At 26.9% G+C, this 21,156-nt stretch carries 20 protein-coding genes and 1 other annotated feature; of the genes, 2 read left to right on the top strand and 18 right to left on the bottom strand.

The window, feature by feature from the left end; translation table 11 throughout:
- Position 1: 1 nt before the first annotated feature.
- The 3 genes from agaB to hpt form a co-directional block, all read right to left on the bottom strand.
- Positions 2 to 478 (bottom strand): PTS galactosamine transporter subunit IIB, encoded by a 477-nt coding sequence (gene agaB / locus ATCC9714_RS13800; RefSeq protein WP_054631577.1) that lies wholly within the window; start codon positions 476 to 478, stop codon positions 2 to 4.
- Positions 479 to 623: 145 nt separating this feature from the next.
- Positions 624 to 1,562, bottom strand: a complete 939-nt coding sequence (locus ATCC9714_RS13805; RefSeq protein WP_057545416.1) for an ROK family protein — start codon at positions 1,560 to 1,562, stop codon at positions 624 to 626.
- Between the two features lie 95 nt (positions 1,563 to 1,657).
- The gene (gene hpt, locus ATCC9714_RS13810; protein ID WP_021129285.1) at positions 1,658 to 2,179 is read right to left on the bottom strand and encodes a hypoxanthine phosphoribosyltransferase; all 522 of its coding nucleotides are present in this window, start codon (positions 2,177 to 2,179) and stop codon (positions 1,658 to 1,660) included.
- A 203-nt stretch (positions 2,180 to 2,382) separates the two neighbouring features.
- Here hpt and ATCC9714_RS13815 point away from each other — a divergent pair, with 203 nt between their 5' ends.
- Positions 2,383 to 3,465 carry a pyridoxal phosphate-dependent aminotransferase gene (locus ATCC9714_RS13815; RefSeq protein ID WP_057545415.1) on the top strand — a complete coding sequence of 361 codons (1,083 nt, stop codon included), beginning with the start codon at positions 2,383 to 2,385 and terminating at the stop codon, positions 3,463 to 3,465.
- A 34-nt stretch (positions 3,466 to 3,499) separates the two neighbouring features.
- Here ATCC9714_RS13815 and ATCC9714_RS13820 read toward each other — a convergent pair whose 3' ends face one another.
- The 13 genes from ATCC9714_RS13820 to ATCC9714_RS13880 all read right to left on the bottom strand — a co-directional run bounded on the left by ATCC9714_RS13820 (position 3,500) and on the right by ATCC9714_RS13880 (position 16,905).
- The gene (locus tag ATCC9714_RS13820) at positions 3,500 to 5,182 is read right to left on the bottom strand and encodes an S-layer homology domain-containing protein (protein WP_057545414.1); all 1,683 of its coding nucleotides are present in this window, start codon (positions 5,180 to 5,182) and stop codon (positions 3,500 to 3,502) included.
- Between the two features lie 83 nt (positions 5,183 to 5,265).
- Positions 5,266 to 5,649 (bottom strand): DUF1232 domain-containing protein, encoded by a 384-nt coding sequence (locus ATCC9714_RS13825; protein WP_057545413.1) that lies wholly within the window; start codon positions 5,647 to 5,649, stop codon positions 5,266 to 5,268.
- A 71-nt stretch (positions 5,650 to 5,720) separates the two neighbouring features.
- Positions 5,721 to 6,725: an aspartate--ammonia ligase gene (gene asnA / locus ATCC9714_RS13830; RefSeq protein ID WP_021129289.1), complete on the bottom strand. Its 1,005-nt coding sequence runs from the start codon at positions 6,723 to 6,725 to the stop codon at positions 5,721 to 5,723.
- A 138-nt stretch (positions 6,726 to 6,863) separates the two neighbouring features.
- Positions 6,864 to 7,128 (bottom strand) — a binding site (T-box leader).
- A gap of 251 nt (positions 7,129 to 7,379) precedes the next feature.
- Positions 7,380 to 9,092 carry a phosphoenolpyruvate--protein phosphotransferase gene (gene ptsP / locus ATCC9714_RS13835; protein ID WP_057574331.1) on the bottom strand — a complete coding sequence of 571 codons (1,713 nt, stop codon included), beginning with the start codon at positions 9,090 to 9,092 and terminating at the stop codon, positions 7,380 to 7,382.
- 82 nt (positions 9,093 to 9,174) lie between these two features.
- Positions 9,175 to 9,435 carry an HPr family phosphocarrier protein gene (locus tag ATCC9714_RS13840; protein WP_021129291.1) on the bottom strand — a complete coding sequence of 87 codons (261 nt, stop codon included), beginning with the start codon at positions 9,433 to 9,435 and terminating at the stop codon, positions 9,175 to 9,177.
- Positions 9,436 to 9,491: 56 nt separating this feature from the next.
- Positions 9,492 to 10,697 (bottom strand): patatin-like phospholipase family protein, encoded by a 1,206-nt coding sequence (locus ATCC9714_RS13845; protein WP_057545412.1) that lies wholly within the window; start codon positions 10,695 to 10,697, stop codon positions 9,492 to 9,494.
- A gap of 192 nt (positions 10,698 to 10,889) precedes the next feature.
- Entirely contained in the window at positions 10,890 to 11,234 is a 345-nt protein-coding gene (locus ATCC9714_RS13850) for a hypothetical protein (RefSeq protein WP_021129293.1), read from the bottom strand.
- Positions 11,235 to 11,285: 51 nt separating this feature from the next.
- Positions 11,286 to 13,013, bottom strand: coding sequence for an Eco57I restriction-modification methylase domain-containing protein (locus tag ATCC9714_RS13855; RefSeq protein WP_057574330.1), 1,728 nt, complete (start codon positions 13,011 to 13,013; stop codon positions 11,286 to 11,288).
- A gap of 68 nt (positions 13,014 to 13,081) precedes the next feature.
- Complete coding sequence (locus ATCC9714_RS13860) at positions 13,082 to 13,990, bottom strand: patatin-like phospholipase family protein (protein WP_057545410.1); 909 nt, start codon at positions 13,988 to 13,990, stop codon at positions 13,082 to 13,084.
- Positions 13,991 to 14,077: 87 nt separating this feature from the next.
- Positions 14,078 to 14,860 carry an N-acetylmuramoyl-L-alanine amidase family protein gene (locus tag ATCC9714_RS13865; protein ID WP_057545409.1) on the bottom strand — a complete coding sequence of 261 codons (783 nt, stop codon included), beginning with the start codon at positions 14,858 to 14,860 and terminating at the stop codon, positions 14,078 to 14,080.
- Between the two features lie 71 nt (positions 14,861 to 14,931).
- A complete protein-coding gene (gene uppS, locus ATCC9714_RS13870; protein ID WP_021129297.1) occupies positions 14,932 to 15,576 on the bottom strand; it encodes a polyprenyl diphosphate synthase in 645 nt (214 codons plus the stop codon).
- Positions 15,577 to 15,818: 242 nt separating this feature from the next.
- The gene (locus ATCC9714_RS13875; RefSeq protein ID WP_057545408.1) at positions 15,819 to 16,337 is read right to left on the bottom strand and encodes an amidase domain-containing protein; all 519 of its coding nucleotides are present in this window, start codon (positions 16,335 to 16,337) and stop codon (positions 15,819 to 15,821) included.
- Position 16,338: 1 nt separating this feature from the next.
- Positions 16,339 to 16,905 (bottom strand): polysaccharide deacetylase family protein, encoded by a 567-nt coding sequence (locus ATCC9714_RS13880; RefSeq protein ID WP_057574329.1) that lies wholly within the window; start codon positions 16,903 to 16,905, stop codon positions 16,339 to 16,341.
- 150 nt (positions 16,906 to 17,055) lie between these two features.
- On the opposite strand from ATCC9714_RS13880, the gene ATCC9714_RS13885 reads away from it, so the two are divergent.
- Positions 17,056 to 18,027 carry an LCP family protein gene (locus tag ATCC9714_RS13885; protein WP_057545406.1) on the top strand — a complete coding sequence of 324 codons (972 nt, stop codon included), beginning with the start codon at positions 17,056 to 17,058 and terminating at the stop codon, positions 18,025 to 18,027.
- A 38-nt stretch (positions 18,028 to 18,065) separates the two neighbouring features.
- Here ATCC9714_RS13885 and wecB read toward each other — a convergent pair whose 3' ends face one another.
- Both wecB and ATCC9714_RS13895 read right to left on the bottom strand, forming a co-directional pair.
- Positions 18,066 to 19,172, bottom strand: coding sequence for a non-hydrolyzing UDP-N-acetylglucosamine 2-epimerase (wecB, locus tag ATCC9714_RS13890; RefSeq protein ID WP_057545405.1), 1,107 nt, complete (start codon positions 19,170 to 19,172; stop codon positions 18,066 to 18,068).
- Between the two features lie 129 nt (positions 19,173 to 19,301).
- Positions 19,302 to 21,149, bottom strand: a complete 1,848-nt coding sequence (locus tag ATCC9714_RS13895) for an FAD-dependent oxidoreductase (protein ID WP_057545404.1) — start codon at positions 21,147 to 21,149, stop codon at positions 19,302 to 19,304.
- Positions 21,150 to 21,156 lie beyond the last annotated feature (7 nt).

The following is a 21,156-nucleotide window of genomic DNA, read 5'->3' on the forward strand; positions in this document are numbered from 1 at the left end:
CTTATTTGAATAATTCATCTATACTTTCAGCAGATTCACTAGGAACTCTCCTGATTTCTAGCTCTACACCTAACTCCTTAAGCTTTTTAAATGATTTTATGTCTTCATCATCTACACATACAGCTTTTGAAACTTGTTTTTTCCCTGGAGCCATATGCATATTTCCTATATTAACCTTTTTTATAGGAACCCCACCTTCTACAAGCTTTAAAACATCCTGAGGATTTTCACAAATTATAGCTATATGCTGAGATTCACTGGCCTTGTGTATTACATTTATTGTTTTTTCTATTGTGAAATATCTAGTTTGTGCAAAACTTGGAGCAGCCATATCCATAAGACCCTGTCTAAATTCGTTTCCTGCTACTTCATCATTTGCTACTAATAATAAATTTGCTCCTACACTTGAAGACCACATAGTTGCTACTTGACCATGTATTAATCTGTTATCAATTCTAGTTAAAACTATATTTGGCATAATATCTCCCCCTTAAATTTCATATGTTAGATTTAATATTAATTTATATTGCTTATGATTCATTTTACGCATGTAGTTATAAATTTATTATTAATTTTTCACTTATTTTCCATAAAAAAATAGAAGCCTAAAAGACTTCTATTTTTTAGCTTAAAAATGCAGATCCAACTATTCCTGCATCTGCTCCTAATGTAGCTATAACTATATCTGCAAATTCTTCTTCTTTAAAAACTACATATTTTCTAACAATTTCATCTAATCCATCTAATATTATATCTCCAGATCTGGATATTCCTCCTCCTATTGATATAATATCTGGATCTATAGTATTTATAATTGAAGCTATAGATTTTGCTAAATATTCTTTAAATCTATTTATAGTTTCTACTGCTACCTCATCATTTTCTCTATATGCATCAAATATATTTTTAGCATTTACATTATCTATGTCATTGTTTGCTAATTCTAAAATCTTGCTATTTCTGCCATCAGATATAAGTTTCTTAGAATAATTTATTATAGCAGTAGCTGAACAAAAAGTTTCCAAGCATCCATTATTTCCACAACTACAATCATAATAATTTGAATCTATAATTACATGACCTAACTCAGATCCCATATTATGAGCTCCACTAAATGCTTTTCCATTTATTATAATTCCACCACCTACACCAGTACCTAATGTATACATCACTCCAACATCGCAACCTTTCATGCTCCCAGCTTTGGCTTCTGCTAGTGCTGCAACTGTTGCATCATTATCTGCATAGACTTTAACTTCTGGGAATTTAGATTGTAATGTTTTTATAAATTCTTCTGATTTCCAATTTAGGTTAACACAAGTAACTTGACCTTTTTTATTTATGAATCCAGGAACTCCACAACCAATAGATTTAATATCGCTAATCTTTATATCGTTTTCCTTCAGTAAATCTCTTACCATAATATTTATATCTTCCATAACTTTATCAAATCCAGCAGCTACATCTGTTATACATTCATTTGTAAAGATTATTTTTCCTGACTCATCTACTAATCCAGCTTGTACTCCTGTACCTCCAATATCTATACCTATATAGTACATAACTTCTCCCCCTATAGTAATTAAGTTTTATTTATAATTTAATTATACATTCAAACTTAATTATTTAAAATAATTTTTAAAAAAATAGTAGGAGATTACTCTCCTACTATTCCTATATATGGTAAATTTCTGTATTTTTCTGCATAATCAATTCCATATCCAACAATAAATTTATCTTCTATAACAAATCCTACATAATCAACATGTATATTAGATTTTCTTCTTTCAGGCTTATCTAATAATGTACATAGCTTTAAAGATTTAGGATTTCTAGTTTTTAAAGCTGCAACTAAGTTGCTTAAAGTTAATCCACTATCTATTATATCTTCAACTATTAAAACATTTTTTCCTTCTATATCTACATCTAAGTCTTTTAAAATTTTCACTGTACCAGATGATTCAGTTGAATTTCCATAACTAGAAACACTCATAAAATCTATATTAACGTCTAGGTTTATATTTCTTATTAAATCTGCAACAAATACACTAGCCCCTTTAAGTATTCCTACAACTAAAAGTTCTTGTCCTTCAAAATCTTTTTCTATTTTTTTAGCTAATTCTTTTACTTTTTTTTGTATTTCTTCTTCACTTATCATTACACCTGTAACTTTGTACATAATTGTACCTCCAATTTACCGTATATTAATATATATCATTATATCATATCTTTTAATATTTTTAGAATGTTTTTTTATTTTTTTTAAATATAATTCGTGTTTATGTTTTGAACTTTATTTTTATTCTACATTTCTATATATTATCTACAAATTATTATATATAATTATTAATATAGTCATAATTTTTTAGGAGGTAATTTCCAATGAGTTCAAATCACGGTGCTAACTTATACGACTTATCAAGTAAGTTAGGTTTAAATAAAAACGAACTAATGGACTTTAGTTCTAATATAAATCCATTAGGTTCTTCTAGATTGGCTAAACAAGCTGTAATAGATAATATTGATATGGTTTCTATATATCCAGATCCTTCATATCATGATTTAAAACTTTCAATTTCAAATTATTGTGGTTGTGCTACTGATAATATACTTTTAGGTAGTGGAGCTACAGAGCTTATATCTTCATTCATAAATATAGTAAGTCCTAAAAAGGCAGTTTTATTATCACCTTCGTATTCAGAGTACGAAAAAGAATTGTCAAAATCAAACTGTATAATAAATAAGTTTTTTTCAAAAAAAGAAAATCTTTTTAAAGTAAATGTAGATGAATTTATAAATTTTATAAATAGTGATTGCAATGATATAGTTGTTATCTGCAATCCTAATAATCCTACTGGTTTTGCTTTTTCAAATGGTGAAATGAAAAAAATCTTAGAAAATACTAATGCGCTAATTATGGTAGATGAAACTTATATTGAATTTACAGATACAAATATTTATTCATCTACTAAATTAGTAGATAACTTTGATAAATTATTCATAATAAGAGGTACCTCAAAATTTTTTGGTACCCCTGGCATAAGATTAGGATATGGCCTTACATCTAATAGTAATATAAAAAATTCTATAAATAGTAATCTAGATTTATGGAATATAAATACACTTGCAACCATCATGGGCGAGGTTATGTTTAAAGATGATTCTTTTATAAAAAATTCATATCAAACTTTAACTAGCGAAAGAGAATTTATTTTAAAAGAGCTTTCTTCTTTTAAAGATTTAACTGTATATCCTAGTAAAGGAAATTTTATATTAAGTGAAATTAAATCAAAAAAAATAAAAGCTTCTGAAATTAGAGAAATTTTAATAAGCAAACAAATTATAATTAGAGATTGTAAATCCTTCGAAGGCCTAGATGAATATTTCTTTAGAGTTTGCACTTTAAATCACAATCAAAATAGTTTATTAATAAAAACTCTTGAATCTATATTTATAAATAAATAAAAAATAGCATGTAGAAAAATCTACATGCTATTTTTTATTTAACTCTACTAAGAGTAACTACTGCTTCTGCTCTTGTTATATTTGATTGTGGCTTAAATGTATTATCTGGATATCCGTTCATATATCCTTTTTCTAACACACCTTCCACACCACTTTTTGCCCAATCTGATATTTCTAATTTATCAGCAAATCTATTTATTTTATCATAGTTGTAATCTGCTATTTTTTTATAATTTGATATCATTAAACTAGCTTGCTCTCTTGTAATAGGTTTATCTGGACTAAATTCTTCATTTGACATTCCTTTACAAACACCATTTGTAACTGCTATATCAATCTCATCTTTAGCCCAATGATTTACAGTATCATTAAATACTTTTCCACTTTTTTTATTTAGCCCAAAGTATTTATTTACTATTTTTACAAATTCAGCTCTAGTTATTGAATTATCTGGTCTAAATGAATTATCTTCATATCCATTTATATAACCCTTTTGAGTAAATAAATCTATTTTCTCTGCAGCCCAATGATTTTTTACATCATTAAATATTTTTTTATTTTGATTTTCATCACCTTTATTTACTTCATCTTTATCTTTGTCTTTATCTTTGTTTTCATCTTCTTTATTTTGGTCGTCTTTATTTATTTCATCTTTACTTTGTTCTTCTATTTGTAATTTTTTTATACCTCCAGTGTATAAATCCTTATAGTAAAGATATCCTTCTTTTACATATAAAGGCGTACCTGGTGAGCTAACTATTTTTTGCTTCTCACTTCCATTTTTATTTATTTTATAAACTCTATGTCCATCTGATACATTCGAATAGTATCTATAATTCTTGTAATTTACTACATAGTCCATTTCTCTCATATAGTTGTATTTAGTACTATCACATCTTGGAGCATTTTTATCTTCCCAATTATGATCTTTTTTCATTTCATCATCGCTTAAAGCTAAGTATGAATATCTTACAACTCCTTCTCTATCAGGAACAGGATCATCCCATGTAGCATCCATTTGATAGTTTTGTCCATCTATATTTACAATATTCCAAATATGATTCATAGCTTGGCTAGATAAATATACACTATCTATCCCAACTTTATTTAAAAGTAATTTCATACTTGTAGCATATCCTTGACATACACCGCTACCTTTTACAATTACTCCATATGGATCAAAAGCATATTCTGCATTTAAGTCATATTTAGTATTTAAAACTAAGTAATCATGTATTGCTATAACCTTATCCATATTATTCATAGAGTTTGATATTTGTGTTTTTATGATATTATTAGCCTTATTGTCTAGTTCACTCTTCATATTTTTTACTACATCTTTTGATGAGATATACTTAAACTCTAATTTACCATTAGTCCAATAAACAGAACCTTGATGTGTAAAGTAAAATATTTCTGGATGATCATCTAAAACTTTCTTTCTTATATCAAACACCTCACTACTTTTTGGTGTTCCATACTTTGAAAGATCAACTGAATCATCTAAGTTCACAAGAGCCTTATATATAGAATTATAAATTTCTTGACCCTTATTTATTTCTGCAGGGTCTTCATAGTTGTAACTATATTTTTTGGATTCTTTAATGTATGGGTCTATAACACATCCATTATCAGCAAAAATACTTTTTGGGAATCCTATGCATACTATCATTACAATCATTAACAATATATTTTTTACTATTTTTTTATTCTCCATCTCTTCACCCATTCTAAGTTTTTTGATGAATACCACATACAACTAAAATATCCAAAATACTAAATAAAAGATTAAAAATATTATTATTCATCTTTTATCGAAAAAGTCACACCTTCTATAATATTAGAGTTTTTTATTTCTTTTTTTAACTTTTTATATTTTTCAATTTCATTATTAACGATTTCTAAACTCCAAATGATGACTATTAAATCATCTACAAATCCAAATGCCCCTAAAAGAAATTCTGGAATAAAATCAATTCCTAATATTAAGTATATTAAAGCTATTATTATTGAAAAGGTTACTTTAAATTTACTTATTAGGCTTACATCTTTATCTTTATAAAAGTTCGGAACCTTGAATAAATTTATCAAATATGTTATACCAAACTTATTATTCTTTAATTTAACTAACTTCTTCTTAAATATATCTAAAAATAGCTCAAATCCTTTAATTACTTTTTTCATTTACCTTCTCCTAAAGTTATAATTTAAAATTATTATAACCTATGTAAGTGGTTTGATAAATGTATTAAACCTTATAATAAGTTAATTCCATATTTTTCACAATCTTTAATCATGTCTGCTGGCCATATACCTGCTTGAACTTCTCCTATATGAGCTTTATTTAAAAAGTACATACATATCCTAGATTGGCCAATTCCTCCTCCTATAGTGTATGGAAGTTCCCCATTCATTAATGCTTTGTGATAGTCTAGAGATTTTCTTTCTTTACAGCCAGATACCTCTAATTGTTTATCTAAACTTTCTTCATCTACTCTAATTCCCATAGATGATAACTCTATAGCATTGTCTAAAATAGGGTTATAAAATAAAATATCTCCATTTAACTCCCAATCATCGTAGTCAGGGCTTCTTCCATCATGCTTTTCTCCACTAGAAAGAACTTTCCCTATCTGCATTAAAAATACTGCACCTTTATCTTTTACAATTTGATTTTCTCTTTCTTTTGGTGTTAATGTTGGATACATTTCTAAAAGTTCTTGTGTTGTTATAAAAGTTATATCTTTAGGTAAAACTTTTTTTATTTGAGGATATAATTTGTGTACATGTTCTTCTGTTTCTTTAAATACGGAATATATTTTCTGTACTTTAGCCTTTAAAGTATCTATATTTCTATCTTTTTTATCTATAATAAGCTCCCAGTCCCATTGATCTACATATATTGAATGAATATTATCTAATTCTTCATCTTTTCTTATTGCATTCATATCTGTATATATACCTTTACCTATACTAAATCCATATTTTTTAAGAGCCATTCTCTTCCACTTCGCTAGTGAATGTACTATCTCTGCTCTTTTTTTCATATCTTTAATTTCAAAACTAACTGCTTTTTCTACACCATTTAAGTTATCGTTTGTACCAGTCTCAGGTAGAACAAATAATGGTGATGACACTCTAGTAAGTTCTAACTCTTCTCCTAATCGTTTTTCAAAAAAATCTTTTAAGTCTTTTATTGCTTCTTGTGTTTTTATAATTCCTAAACTTGATTTATATCCTTTTGGTATTATTAAGCTCATATTTATACTCTCCTTTTATTTAATTTATGATTTTAAGTTTTTATGTCCTCTAGAGAGTATGACGTCATACATTTGAGTATAATTTGGCCAAAATTATACTTTTGAAAATAAAAAAACTTTCGCTCCTATATGTAAAAATATAGGGACGAAAGTTTAACTTTTCCGCGGTACCACCCTGATTAACTTGAAACTAATTATCAAGTTCTCTCAAATAACGCAGCAAGACTTATCTTAGTGCGTTCCAACTTGATAACGGTTTGGTTCCGTCTAAGCCTACTCTTTTTAAAAATTTCGGTTAGCAACTCCAGGATGTTCTTCAATATAGGCTTCGTACTGGACTCTCACCATAACCAGCTCGCTCTTAACTACTTCCTATAAATACTCTTCCTTTCAATGTCTTTATTTATTGAAATTATTTAAAGTAATTTTAATTTAATATATAAGTTCTGTCAATAAATTTTTTTAAAATCCACTCTTTAATAAATTAATTTTAATTATATATTAATTTACTTTAGTTTATTTTTTTATGTTTTAATAATATTAACTTTATTTTATAAGGTTAATCCTTTGCTTTATTATTTTTTCTAAAAAATTAAATTTTTCTGATTAATTTAAATTTTAATAAAAAAGATCGCTTAATAAGCGACCTTTTTCCTACATATTAAAAGTTTTATCTACATAAGCTTTTATTTCTTCTGCAGTACCCATAGTTAATACTTCATCCGCAAATTTTTTCATATCTGAATAATTTACAGAAGTTATAAATTTTCTAGCTGGAAGTATTGATATTGGTGACATTGAGAACTCATCAAGACCCATTCCTAAAAGTATAGGAATCATTCTCTTATCTCCTGCAGATTCACCGCACATACCTACCCATTTACCTTCTTTATGAGCATTATCAATTACCATTTTTATAAGTCTAAGTACCGCTGGATTAAATTGGTTATATAAGTAACTTATTTTTTGATTCATTCTATCAACTGCACAAGTATATTGTATTAAATCGTTAGTTCCTATAGAGAAGAAGTCAACATGCTTAGCTAATATATCCGAAATAACAGCAGCTGATGGTATCTCTATCATCATTCCTACTTCTACCTCATGAGAATATTTTATACCTTCTGAATCTAATTCAGATAAAACTTCTCTTATAACTTCCTTAGCTTTTAAAAGTTCTTCTAATGAAGATATCATTGGGAACATTATTCTTAATTTTCCGTGAACACTTGCTCTGTATAAAGCTCTTAATTGAGTTTTAAATATATCAACTCTATCTAAACATAATCTTATAGCTCTATATCCTAAGAATGGATTCATTTCTTCATCCATTTTAAAATACTTTAATTCTTTATCTCCACCTATGTCTAATGTTCTTATTACTATAGGCTTTCCATTCATGCCTTCAAGAACTGCTTTATACGCCTCATATTGCTCTTGTTCTGTTGGGAAATCATCTTCCTTATCCATATATAAAAACTCAGTTCTATAAAGACCTACACCTTCAGCATCATTTTTTAATAATCCATCTAAGTCATTTGGGCTTCCTATGTTTCCTGCTAGCTCCACATGTCTTTCATCAAGCGTAGAAGAAGCTTTTCCTATTAATTGTTTTAAAGCTTCTTTCTCTTCGTCATGCTTAGCCTTTAATTTTCTATATTGATTTATAGTTTCTTCATCCGGATTTATGATAACTTCTCCTGTTTCACCATTAAATACTATAAAGTCACCATCTTTTATTTGATCTGTAGCATCATTTAATCCAACTATAGCTGCAATTTCTAAAGTTCTTGCCATTATAGCTGTATGAGAAGTTCTTCCACCTATATTAGTTAAAAATCCTAAAACCATTTTTTTATTCATTGTAGCAGTATCTGATGGAGTTAAATCATGAGCTATTAATATAACTTCTTCATCTAAAGCAGATAGGTCTACTACTTTTACACCTAATATATGTCTTAGTACTCTATTTGTAACATCTTTTATATCAGCTGCTCTTTCTCTCATATATTCATTATCCATAGATTCAAATATACTTACAAACATATCTTTAACTTCATTTAAAGCAAAATCAGCATTTACTTTTTCATCTTTTATTTTAGATATAGTTTGATCTATTAACTCTGGATCTGCTAATACTAATAAATGAGCTTCAAATATTTCAGCTTCATGCTCACCTAATTCAACTTTAGCTCTTTCCTTAACTTTTTCTAACTCAATTCTTGAAGTCTCTACTGCTGATTGTAATTTTTCTATTTCAACCTCAATATTCTCTATATTCTTTTTTTCTATATTAAGTTCACTATGTTCTATAACTAATGCATTTCCTAGAGCTATTCCAGGCGACGCTCCTGTTCCTTTATACATATGGCTTCCTCCTATTGTCTCTTGTATACAATATCTATATATTCAATAAACCTCGGTTTTCACCGAGGTTTATTAGTTTTTATTATTCACCAAATCCACTTTCTATTAACTCAACTAAAGCATTTACTGCTGCTTCTTGATCTTCACCATTTGCAACTATAACTACTTCATCTCCTTGAGCTAATCCTAAACTCATTATTCCCATTATTGACTTAGCGTTAACAACTTTATCTTTTGCTTTTATTTCTACTGTAGATTTGAATTCAGATGCTTTCTTAACAAACATTCCAGCTGGTCTAGCATGTAATCCACTTGCATTTTTAATAGTTACTATTTTTTCCATTTTAATACCTCCATAAATTTCATTTGTTATTTTATGATATAATACCATTTTTTAATTTATGACTTTATATCATTTATTATTATATTTGTTAAAAGTTTAGTAAACCTATTCCTATGAGTCGGTATTATGTGTCTATTTTCAAAATTAGACACCCAATCCAAATTTGAATTTATATTAGTGTTTACTACTTCTACTACCTTATTAAAATCATAAAGATTAATTCTATTTATGTTATTTTCTTCAAGCTTTTTTTCATATATACAATAAAATAAATCTTTATATGAAAATTCTTTTGGCAAATTAAAGTTCTCGCCTAACTTTGGTATTATAGATTCTAAAAGAGTCCTTTTATTAATATCTCTTTTTATATTAAGTATCTTACATAATCCTTCAATTGCATTTTTACTTAAACTACTTAACTTATGAAAACAATAATCTTCATCATATTTATAATCTAAGTTAAAATAATACCTAACTCCACCATATCTGTTAAAGGTTTTCATAGTATCCATATATCCTAAGCTAATATTTCTCTTTACATTATCAGGATCTAAATTTAAGCATCCACCTAAATATTCTGAAGGAACTATAACCTTCATGTTAGCATCTTGATGATGATTTAAATTTATTTTTCCAAATAAATCATCAATAAGTCTAATTACAACAATATCTTCATATCCCTTTTCTCTTAATAAACTTACAGGTATATTATTATGAAAAACACCATCTAAAAAAAGTTTATCGTCTAACTTATCTAGTTTAAATATAGGCAAACTTGCACTAGCTATTAAATAGTCTAATAATTTGCCATTTGGGATATCATCTAAAAACATTGGATTTGGAATTATTTTACCATCCCACATAACAGTTACTAATCCAAAATCTTTATTAGATTTTCTTATTAAATCTTCGCTTATAGTTTTTTCTAATAAACTTCTAAATGGACTTATATCTATACCTTGATTTTTTCTAGCCTTATTCATCAAAGAAAGTACCATATTTATATTTTTAGGCGTAAAGTCAACATGCTTTATACGGTTATATGTTTCCTCATCTATATTCATAAAATGAGTATAGTCATAGTTGGTCCATATATCCTCTAAGACATCAATATTATCTTGAACTATATAAGCTCCATTTAGAGCTCCTATAGATGTTCCTGCAACACCTTTAAACTCTATACCTAATTCTCTTAAAGCTTTAAATGCTCCTATCTGGTAAGCACCCTTTGTGCCTCCGCCTTCAAGCACTAATCCTTTCATAAATATCTCCTTATCAAGTTACAAAGATATGTGTTCCTAAAAACAAATATATTACAAGTTTCACCCTATTTCAAGTAAAAATTATATTTTTTTATAATATTTATTAAATTTTAATTTTATACTTCATTCTACATTCATATTTTAGCCTTTATATTTTAAATTAATATATATAAAAATAATGTATTTTTTAATTTATTTTATGTCATTTTTAGAATTTACTATTTTTATTGAGTTTAAAAATACTTTTCTCTCAATTGAATTTAGTTTTATATTTGACATTATATAGTTCATAGGATCTACTAAGTATATATTTTTATAACCTGTTTTGTAAAACATCATACATGTATTTTTTATAGTGGAAATCTTATCGTATTCAAACGGATCTACCTCTATAATTAAATTATATCTTTGTGTTTTTATTCCCTTTATTTTTTGCTTATAATCACTTGTAAACGATTTTATTTCTCTATCACTTAATTTACCTTCCACTTTTACATATACACTACTTTCACTATTTATAATATCAACATTCATCATATCAACATTTCCTCCTCAAATTTATATTAATATGAGTATATGAAAAGTACTTTAAGTTAGTGAATTCAAATTCAGTGATTTAATTATTAAATCATTTATTTTACATTGTAAATTAATCAATTCTTCATTGTAATTATCATCATTTTTCATTATATTTATAATTTTTTTAGATAAACTTTCTATTTTTTTGTAATTATGATCTTTAAATATACTTATTTCCATAACTTTATTTGGGTAATAATCATATAAGTTTTTACCCATCTTTTTTGCAAATGTTTTAAAGTATGTATCATATACATCTGAATTTAATAATCCTACTAAATATTCATAAGAAAATTCTTTTTCATATTCAGGTCTTATATAAAAAGAATATACATCTGCACTACAAAAACTCTCTATTGTATCTATAGCAAATCTATTCTCACTAGACTTGTAAGGATACATTATTTTTTTTCTTTGAAATAATGATTTATCTCGTCCCCACTGTAATTGATACCATCTTCTTATATTTTTTCTGCATTCTCTTCTATTTTCTAATTTACTCTTATATTTTTGTATATAGTCTATAAATTTTTTATATTTCTCTAAATCATCTATGTCATCACTATATATAAGTTTTTGAGAATTATTTTTAATCACATACTTTTTTATATTTTTACTTTTTATCCAGTTTTTTAATATTTCATCTTCTTCAAATCGTGTCATATCTTCAACTACAAACGCTTTATCACATCCAGTTATTATTCCTTGAAAACTTAAACATATTTCCTTTAACTTATAATCACAATTTTTTTCTATTTGATTATATAGTTTAATATTTTCTATCTTATCTATAATCCAATCTTCCTCTAAATCCTTTTGATTTAATATAATCTTATCAAAATAATGTATATCATTTAATTTAGATAAAATATCCTTTCTATCTTTTAAACCTAGATTTGAATTGTTTAACTTATACACATTCATATATTCATTTTTAATTTTTTCCTTTGACATAGTTATTATACAGCTTGCTATATTTGCATTTTTAAATATATTTATGCCATTAAAGTCTACAATCTCTTTTATACTTACATTTTCCATTATGTATCGTCTTAAACAACTCCCACTAGGACTCTCTATAAAATATCTAGGAGTTATAATACTTGCTATTCCTTTTGATTTTAATAAATCTATTATCCTTTTATAAAAACAAAAGTAAATATCAGATTTATCCTTATATACATCTTTGTATTCTTTTATTAACCACTTTTTATACTTGATTGTAAGCTTTTTATGCCCTATATATGGTGGATTTCCAACTATATAATCAAATTTTTCTTCCCAAAATAATTCCTTTAATTCATCATTGACACAATCCCTATCCAAACTATCAAAGCAATATATATTTAGCTTATCAAAAGTAGAAGATATATCTTTATTCTTTAGAGAATATTTAAGTACTTCTACAGCTTTTTCATCTATATCTATGCCATATATACAATTACAAATAATATGATTATGAATATCTTTAATGTTTAGCTCATAGTTATATTTTTCAAACATTTCATAAAGAAAATCATAAACTTCTAATAAAAAATTACCACAACCACAAGAAATATCTAAAATTTTAGGATATGGATTTTTAATAAAGTCATGATCATACAAAGCTTGTTTTATAATATAATCTATAACATACTTTGGTGTGTAATAAATACCTAAATTTCTTTTATCTTCTTCCATTAAGCTATTTTCATATAAGTTCGCTAAATAATAATTATCACTACTTAATACCTCCATATCATCCCCCCTAGAATACCTTTTCATATAGTTTATTATAGCAAATGTAACTGACTGTATTCTATACATTAATTCCAATTTTGACCTATCCACTCTAGTTCTTTTTCAATACTATAAGATTCTCCTATTTTCACTAACTCTTTTATAAATTTAATATCATCTAACGATATATTTTTTTCTATGCTAGGGTTTATTCTTATATAATTTTCATCTAATATTTTTTTTATACAATATTGGCTAAATTTAGAATTACTTTCTAATATCAAGTTTATTATTGGGTAAGAAACCTCTTTGTTTATAATCCAATCTATAGCTCCCCAATTTGATTTTTCTATACTTATTTTTTTATTTAAATCTCCTGTACCTATAGAAATAAGCTTTATGTTTGATATACTTTTAGCTAACCCACAATCTAGAGCATGTATTAAACAAACTAGACTAGGATCATTTGCAATTATTCCTCCATCTACATGATTATTATATATTGGAAAATATATGGGAGCTGCACTACTAGCCAACATAACATCAATCACCCTACTATTTTCATTATCTGAACCAGGTAAATTATTGTAAAATATAGGTTCCCACTTATCACCATTTTCACCTAGATAAAAAGTTGGTATAACCACAAATTTACTTAAATCTTTTAACCTTAAATCTTTTGGAAATATAGTTAATAATAAATTTCTAAGATCATCAGTTTCATACTTACTCATAATTATTCCCGGTGAGCTTTTGCCAAATACCTGCTTTCCCCCATCTCCAGTATAAATATTTAATATCTCCTTTGAAGTTAATCCGTATGCTATTCCTATAGCTATAAAACTTCCAGTAGAAGTTCCTCCTATAAGGCTCATTTTATCTAGTATTGATGGGTAGTGTTCCTGTATCATATTTAGTATAGATATACTTATAGCTCCTCTTATCCCACCTCCATCAAATGCCAATATATTAAAATTATTAATATCTTCAAACATAAATAAGCAACCTCCATTTATTGTAGTTTTAATAAATTTATATGTTGCTATGCAAAAAGGAAGTATATAAATTTATATACTTCCTTTTTATTTATTTTTAGAGTCTATGTATCTTAAAATACCTTGAGCAATACCTTCTGCCATTTTATTTTGGTAGCTTTCAGTTTTTAATTTTTTAGTTTCTTTTTCATTCGTTATAAATCCTACTTCAACTAATGCTGATGGCATATCAGTATTTTTTAAAATTTCAAGATTAGATGGATATATGCCTCTATCCCTTGTATTTAAATATAAGCATATAGTGCTTTGTATTGATTTTGCTAACTTTTCAGAGTCCACTACTCCATTTTGTTGGTAATATGTTTCTGTGCCATAAGCATCATTTCTTCCACTTTGTGCATTTGCTTCTATAGATATTACTGCATCTACGTTTTGAGAATTTGCCATTTTTATTCTATCTGCTCCTGAAACATAAGTGTCTTCGCTTCTTGTTAATATAACTTCTAAGTCATCATATTGAGATAGGGCCCCAGCTACTTTTTTACCTATACTTAAGCATATATCCTTTTCTAAAACTCCATCAACCCCTTTTGTGCCAGTATCACTTCCTCCATGACCTGGGTCTATTAAAACTTTAAATTTATGATCAGAATTTTCATTGTCTAAACTGAGATGCTCAATCTCTACTTTTTTCGGTTGGTTATCTTTTACATCATTCTCTTTACCATTTTTATCATCTGCTTCAGATACAAATAATAGCTTAAATAAAAATGATAGTGAAAATATAGAAATTAATAATAAAAACACTATAATAATTAACCTAGACTTTTTTATTCTTCTTTTTTTTATAATCTTTTTTTTCTTTGCCATATATTCACCCTTCTATCCAATAATTAAGGTTAATTTTAGCATTTTTTGTCTATATTTTCAATATATCTACCTTATCCTCCAAGGGTTATATCTTGCTTACTATACCAATCTATAGCGTCATAAATATGTTCATTTTTAAAATCTGGCCAATAATCATCTAACACATAAAAATCTGCATATATAGATTGCACTGGTAAAAATCCACTTAGTCTACGTCTTCCTCCCCACCTAACAATTAAATCCAATCTAGATATATCAAAAGATTGTATATACTCATGTATATTGTTTTTATTATTCCCTTCAGCTGTTGAAAGAGTATTTAAATCCCAGTGCCATCCATAGTTCACTAAAATATTTGCTTTTATCTGTCCTTCTTTTGCCTCTGTACGTTTTGTGTACTTCATTAGCTCTTTAGGAAACATAGGAGAGTTTGTATTTCCTATAACTAATAAAGATGCACCCTCATTTGCCAACATTTGAGCAGCACTTACACATGCATCTGTAAATGCCTTTGTTTGATACGATGGTCGTTTTACATTATCTGTCGTAAATCCATAAAAAGTAACTTCATCTACTCCCAAGTCTCTACACACTCTATATGCCTCAAGCCCAGGATCTAATCCATTGTCATATCCTTTATCTTTTGTAAGCCCTTTTGACTGAGCCCACCTTCTATTTCCATCTGGTATTATTCCCACATGTTTTGGTATTCTCATTATAATCACCTCTTGAGTGTGATTATTTCCATATAATAAAATTTTACACATTTTTCTTTGTTTTATTAATTTTGTTTTCTCTTGTAAGTAAATTCATTTTTTTGATCTATCTTAAACTGTAAAGACTAGTAATTTTTAAACTTAACTTTGTAAATAAAATTAATAAATATAAACAATATTTAAATATAATAAAATATATATTCATTCTAACTAAAAATCTGACTTTAATTAAAGTCAGATTTTTAGTAATACCCTAAAATTTTAATATATTTTCTTTCTCCTATCTTTTCACTTAAAGGAAAATCAAGTAAGTCCTCTGTATGCTGACATATGAGATAATCTATTAAATAGTTTCTATCATCTAAAATTACCTCCGTTACTATCATTGTGTGATAAGCTTTACCTTGATATATAAGTTGTATAATATCGCCTAATTCAAGTTCGTTATATTCTGCAATTACTGCATATATTCCTTTATTTTGAGTATTATCATTATTATTATTTAATATATATCTACCAAATGGATCTGCCGCTGTCCACGATGGAGTTCTGCTTGAATCACTATACCAGTACCATTTTTGAAGCTCATCTTTACCTTCATGATCAAAAGGTATTCCTCCTGCATGTATACATTGAGATATATAGTTTGTGCAATCTCCTCCCCACGGATCATAATCTTTATACTTTGGATTTCTGTATAAAGCCCACATTCTAGCATATTCTACAGCTAAGTTTCTGTTATATTCTTTTAGTTGCCTCATCTTACTCCCCCATTATTCTTTGAATTGTATACTCACTTAAATAATTGTATATATCTTTAAATTTTATTTCTTTTTCTATAATTTCATTCATATTATAAATTTCATATGATGAATAAACGAAATTAATGCTACCCTCTTCAATATAAAAGTTTTGCATATAATCTACATATTCATTTAATATTTTACCTGTGATACTGTTATCTATATATTTTTCTTTTATTAGATCTTGTATATTTATTATTTGTTCTTTATTCAAATCAAAATTGTAAGTTTTTACATAGTTAATTAAACATTTATATCTATATATTTCAGAAAATATTATAGATAAACTTACTATATTATTTTTATTAAAATGAAGTTTATAATCTATAAATATATTTGATTTGTCTTTGTCTATTTTAAAGTTGTCATTTTCCATATCTATAAAAATATTTATATCTTCCTTTATTCTACTATTTATTTGTTGTATAAAAATATCTTTTTCTTTTATATATATTTCTGGATATTCTATTGTACAATTTAATTTATCATTGTATATATTTATATATTTAGTTTTTATATCTACCATTTATATATCCCCCTGTTTCATTGATATATTATTATGTATGTAACTTGTATCAAATTTGTTATTTTTTTATATTCTTTATGTATTGAATATATGTTTATAGTTTAATATAATTAGGTGTACATTAAAAATCATGAGAAAGAAGGGATTATTTTGTCGAATTTGAAAAAGTTCGTTATTGCCCTGCTATTGTTAGTTATCTTAATACCAGCAGGTGCTTTTGGGTATTTATATTTTAAATTAGATACCATGTATGATGGAAGTACAGATAGCAAAATACTTAATAAAACCAATTATAAAGAAGTTAAAGGTATAACAAATATTTTACTTGTTGGGACAGATGGTAGGACTTTAGAGGAAACATCTAGATCAGATTCTATGATGATTCTTACTATAGATAATAAAAATAAAAGCTTAAAACTTACTTCTTTGGCTAGAGATACATATGTGGATATACCTGGACATGGTATGCAAAAGCTTACTCATGCATATGCTTATGGTGGAATTAATTTATTAGTTGAAACTATTGAGAATAATTTTAAACTAGATATACAAAACTATGCTATAGTAAATTTCTTCTCATTTATGGATATAGTTCACACTTTAGGTGGAGTTATTGTAGATGTTAAGCCAGGCGAAATTAATGAATTAAATAAATTTATTCCTGAGTGTTATGAATTTGATAAAAATAAAAATAAAGGTCCAATGGAATTAATTGAGAATTCTGGTACTCAAAAACTAAATGGATACCAAGCCTTATCTTATGGCCGTATCAGAAAAAATGATAGCGCCTTAGAAAGAGATGGAAGACAAAGAGCTCTTATACAAGGTATAATAGATGGAATTAAAAATCTTCCAGTTACTAAGTATCCAGAATTAGTAGATAGTATTTTACCTTATATTAAAACTAACATGAAACCTACAACTATTTTATCACTTGGAGCTACTGCACTTCAAATAGGTGATTTTAATATAAAATCATTAGAGTTCCCTATGGAAGAATATAGTATAGGGGGAATATATGGTAAAGCTGGTTGGGTTTGGCGTTATAATGCTGATAAGTGTTTACCAATTCTACATGACTTTATATTTGAAAGTAAAATGTATGAAAAACCAGAACAATAATAAAAAATACCTAGAGTTTAAACTCTAGGTATTTTTTATTATTTTATATTTTTTATAATAGCATCAACTATATATTTACTTGAATTCCCATCTCCATATGGATTTGAAGCCTTACTCATTTTTGTATACATTGCATCATCTATCAATAACTCCTTAGTAAGTTTATAAATATTATCCTCATCAGTCCCTACTAATTTAAGAGTCCCTGCTTCTATTCCCTCTGGTCTCTCTGTTGTATCCCTCAATACTAATACAGGCTTTCCTAAAGATGGAGCTTCCTCTTGTATTCCTCCACTATCTGTCATTATTATATATGATTTGTTCAAAAAATTATGAAAGTCAAATACTTCTAAAGGCTCTATAATATGAACTTTTTTATTATCTCCTAAAATCTCATCTGCAACTTTCCTTACTAATGGATTTAAATGTATTGGATATATAACTTGTACATCTGAAAACTCATCAGTTATCCTTTTTATAGCTCTAAACATATTTTTCATTGGCTCCCCTAAGTTTTCTCTCCTATGAGCGGTTAACATTATTATTCTATCCGACTCTATTTTATCAAGTAGCGGATTTGAATAATCTTTTTTTATAGTCGTTTTTAGTGCATCTATAGCAGTATTTCCTGTTATATATATATCTTTTTCACTTTTACCCTCTATAACTAAATTATATTTTGATGATTTGGTTGGTGTAAAATGCATATCTGCAATAATACCAGTTATTTGTCTATTTACTTCTTCTGGATACGGAGAATATTTATCGTACGTTCTAAGTCCTGCCTCCACATGCCCTACTAATACCTTATTATAAAAAGCGGCTAAACTTCCTGCTAATGTTGTTGTCGTATCCCCATGTACCAATACTATATCCGGAATTACCTTTTTAATAACTTCATCTAAACTTTTTAGAGCCCTAGTTGTTATATCAACTAGAGATTGGCCTTGTTTCATTATATTTAAATCATAATCTGGAGTTATATTAAAAGTTTCTAAAACTTGATCTAGCATCTGTCTATGTTGTGCTGTTACGCAAACTATGCTGTCAATTTCTTTTCTTGACTCTAGTTCTTTTACTAGAGGAGCCATTTTTATAGCCTCAGGTCTAGTTCCAAAGATAGTCATTACCTTTATTTTTTTCATATATACTACTCCTTTTAAGTTTTATATAAGTTGTAATTAATATCGATTCAGCTTCTATATGAATCAATAAATAAAATAAGTATATATAATTCTAAATGCGAAAATATATACTTATTTTTAATTATATTTTTATTTTTCTATAACATCTAGTTTTTGTTTTTCTATATCTTCTTTAAAGTTAGGCTGTATAAAATCTATATACTCACTAAATAATACATATATCTGTGCATTTGTTATATATTTAGATTTATTGATTTCATCATAAACGACTTTATTTAATATTCCTGCCTCTTTTAGATTATTTAAAGATTTAAAATCTTTGTTAAATAGTATTGACGCTAATTTTATAAAATCTTGTTTTGTTATATTATCACTCATATTGTTTATAAATTGATTCTGTTTTTCATCAAATTTCACATTACTATGTTCTTTTATTAAATTTACAATATTTTTTATTTCAGACTTATTAGCTTTATCATCTAAAGGTATTGACCCTTTATATTTTGATCCTAATAAACCTCTTACCCTCAAATGTTTTATATACTTTTCAGCATAGTGCCCTTCATATGGGTTTTTAGGCATATCCGAAAATTTCATTTTACCTACTTCTTTCATTTCTTTATGTACTTCATCCATATGATTATCTCTAACATCTCTTAAATTCATATTATTATCTAAAGCATAATCTACGGCATGTACTGCTCCTTGTGCAATATTCATTAAAACAGGTACAGTCCTTGCACTACCATGTGCAACAACATCAAAACTTGCATTTCTTCCTAAAACTACTACATTTTCAATATTCTTTGGTAACATAGATGATAAAGGTATTTCATATATACTATTCCCATTCATAGCATTTCCATAACCTTCTTTGTATGTAGTTTGTAAATCACTAGGATAACTTGCAAAACCAATAACATCATTAAATTTTTTGTGGGCTATTATATCATATCCATTTAATGTATAATCTCCAACTATTCGAACACCTTCTCTTATATATAATTCTTTTGCAATTATACCTTCCTTAGCATTTTCAAACCCTGGTAGATTTTTTCTCATATATTCCACTATGTGCGGGACTTCTTGCTTAGATATATCTATTATTTTGTTGTAAGATTCTTTATCTAAAGGATTAACTTTAAAAGCTAATAGTGCATTTAAAACTACACTTCCATCATCTTGTCTAGATATATTTAACCCTCTCATCTTCAATAATTCATTTTTAGGAATATATTTATACATCTGTGCAAATCCCCATGCGGCATTACCTGTAACTCCAGTGTTTGGATCATTATCATTTTTAAGAGCCTTTTTTATTTCATTCCAATTCACATCTTTTACAGAAAATATTACTCCTGCTGCTGCATATTCGTTAGGCTGTCCAAACTCGCTTCTTCCTGTTCTATATTCTCCACCCATTTTTCTAGTATATTCAGCTTCATATGACCCATCAAAAATATATGATCCTCTTACTTCTTTTATTTTACCATCTTTATTATAAGAAACTCCAACTGCCTTTTTATTATTGTTTTTGTCAACTATAGGTGTTATATCTGTTACACCTTTTACTAAACTTATATTATTGTTTTTTACTACTTCATTAAAAAATTCTTGAGTTTTCTTAAGGTCTAAATTGTGCCCATTACTTGCACTATTATAAAACTCAGTAAAAAATCCTTCATGAAGTATTTCATCTCCATTAACATAGTTTAAATCTAGTGCCGTTAGCATTCCTTCAGTAAACAGTCCTCCTAAATTATTGTCTTGTGTAATCATATCAACATGGTACCCAAGCCTAGCAGCTGTTACGGCTGCTGTTATAGATTCAGGCTCACTTCCTAAAACGATAATACTTTTATTTTTATTTTCTTCAGATTGAGTTATCATTTTATTTTTATTTTCTTTATTTAAAATAAAAATACCAATTAATACAATGACAATTATAACTGATAATATCCCTAAAATTTTTTTCACACTAATA

Source organism: Paraclostridium sordellii (genome assembly GCF_000953675.1).
In the GTDB taxonomy this organism is placed as follows: Bacteria; Bacillota; Clostridia; order Peptostreptococcales; family Peptostreptococcaceae; genus Paraclostridium; species Paraclostridium sordellii.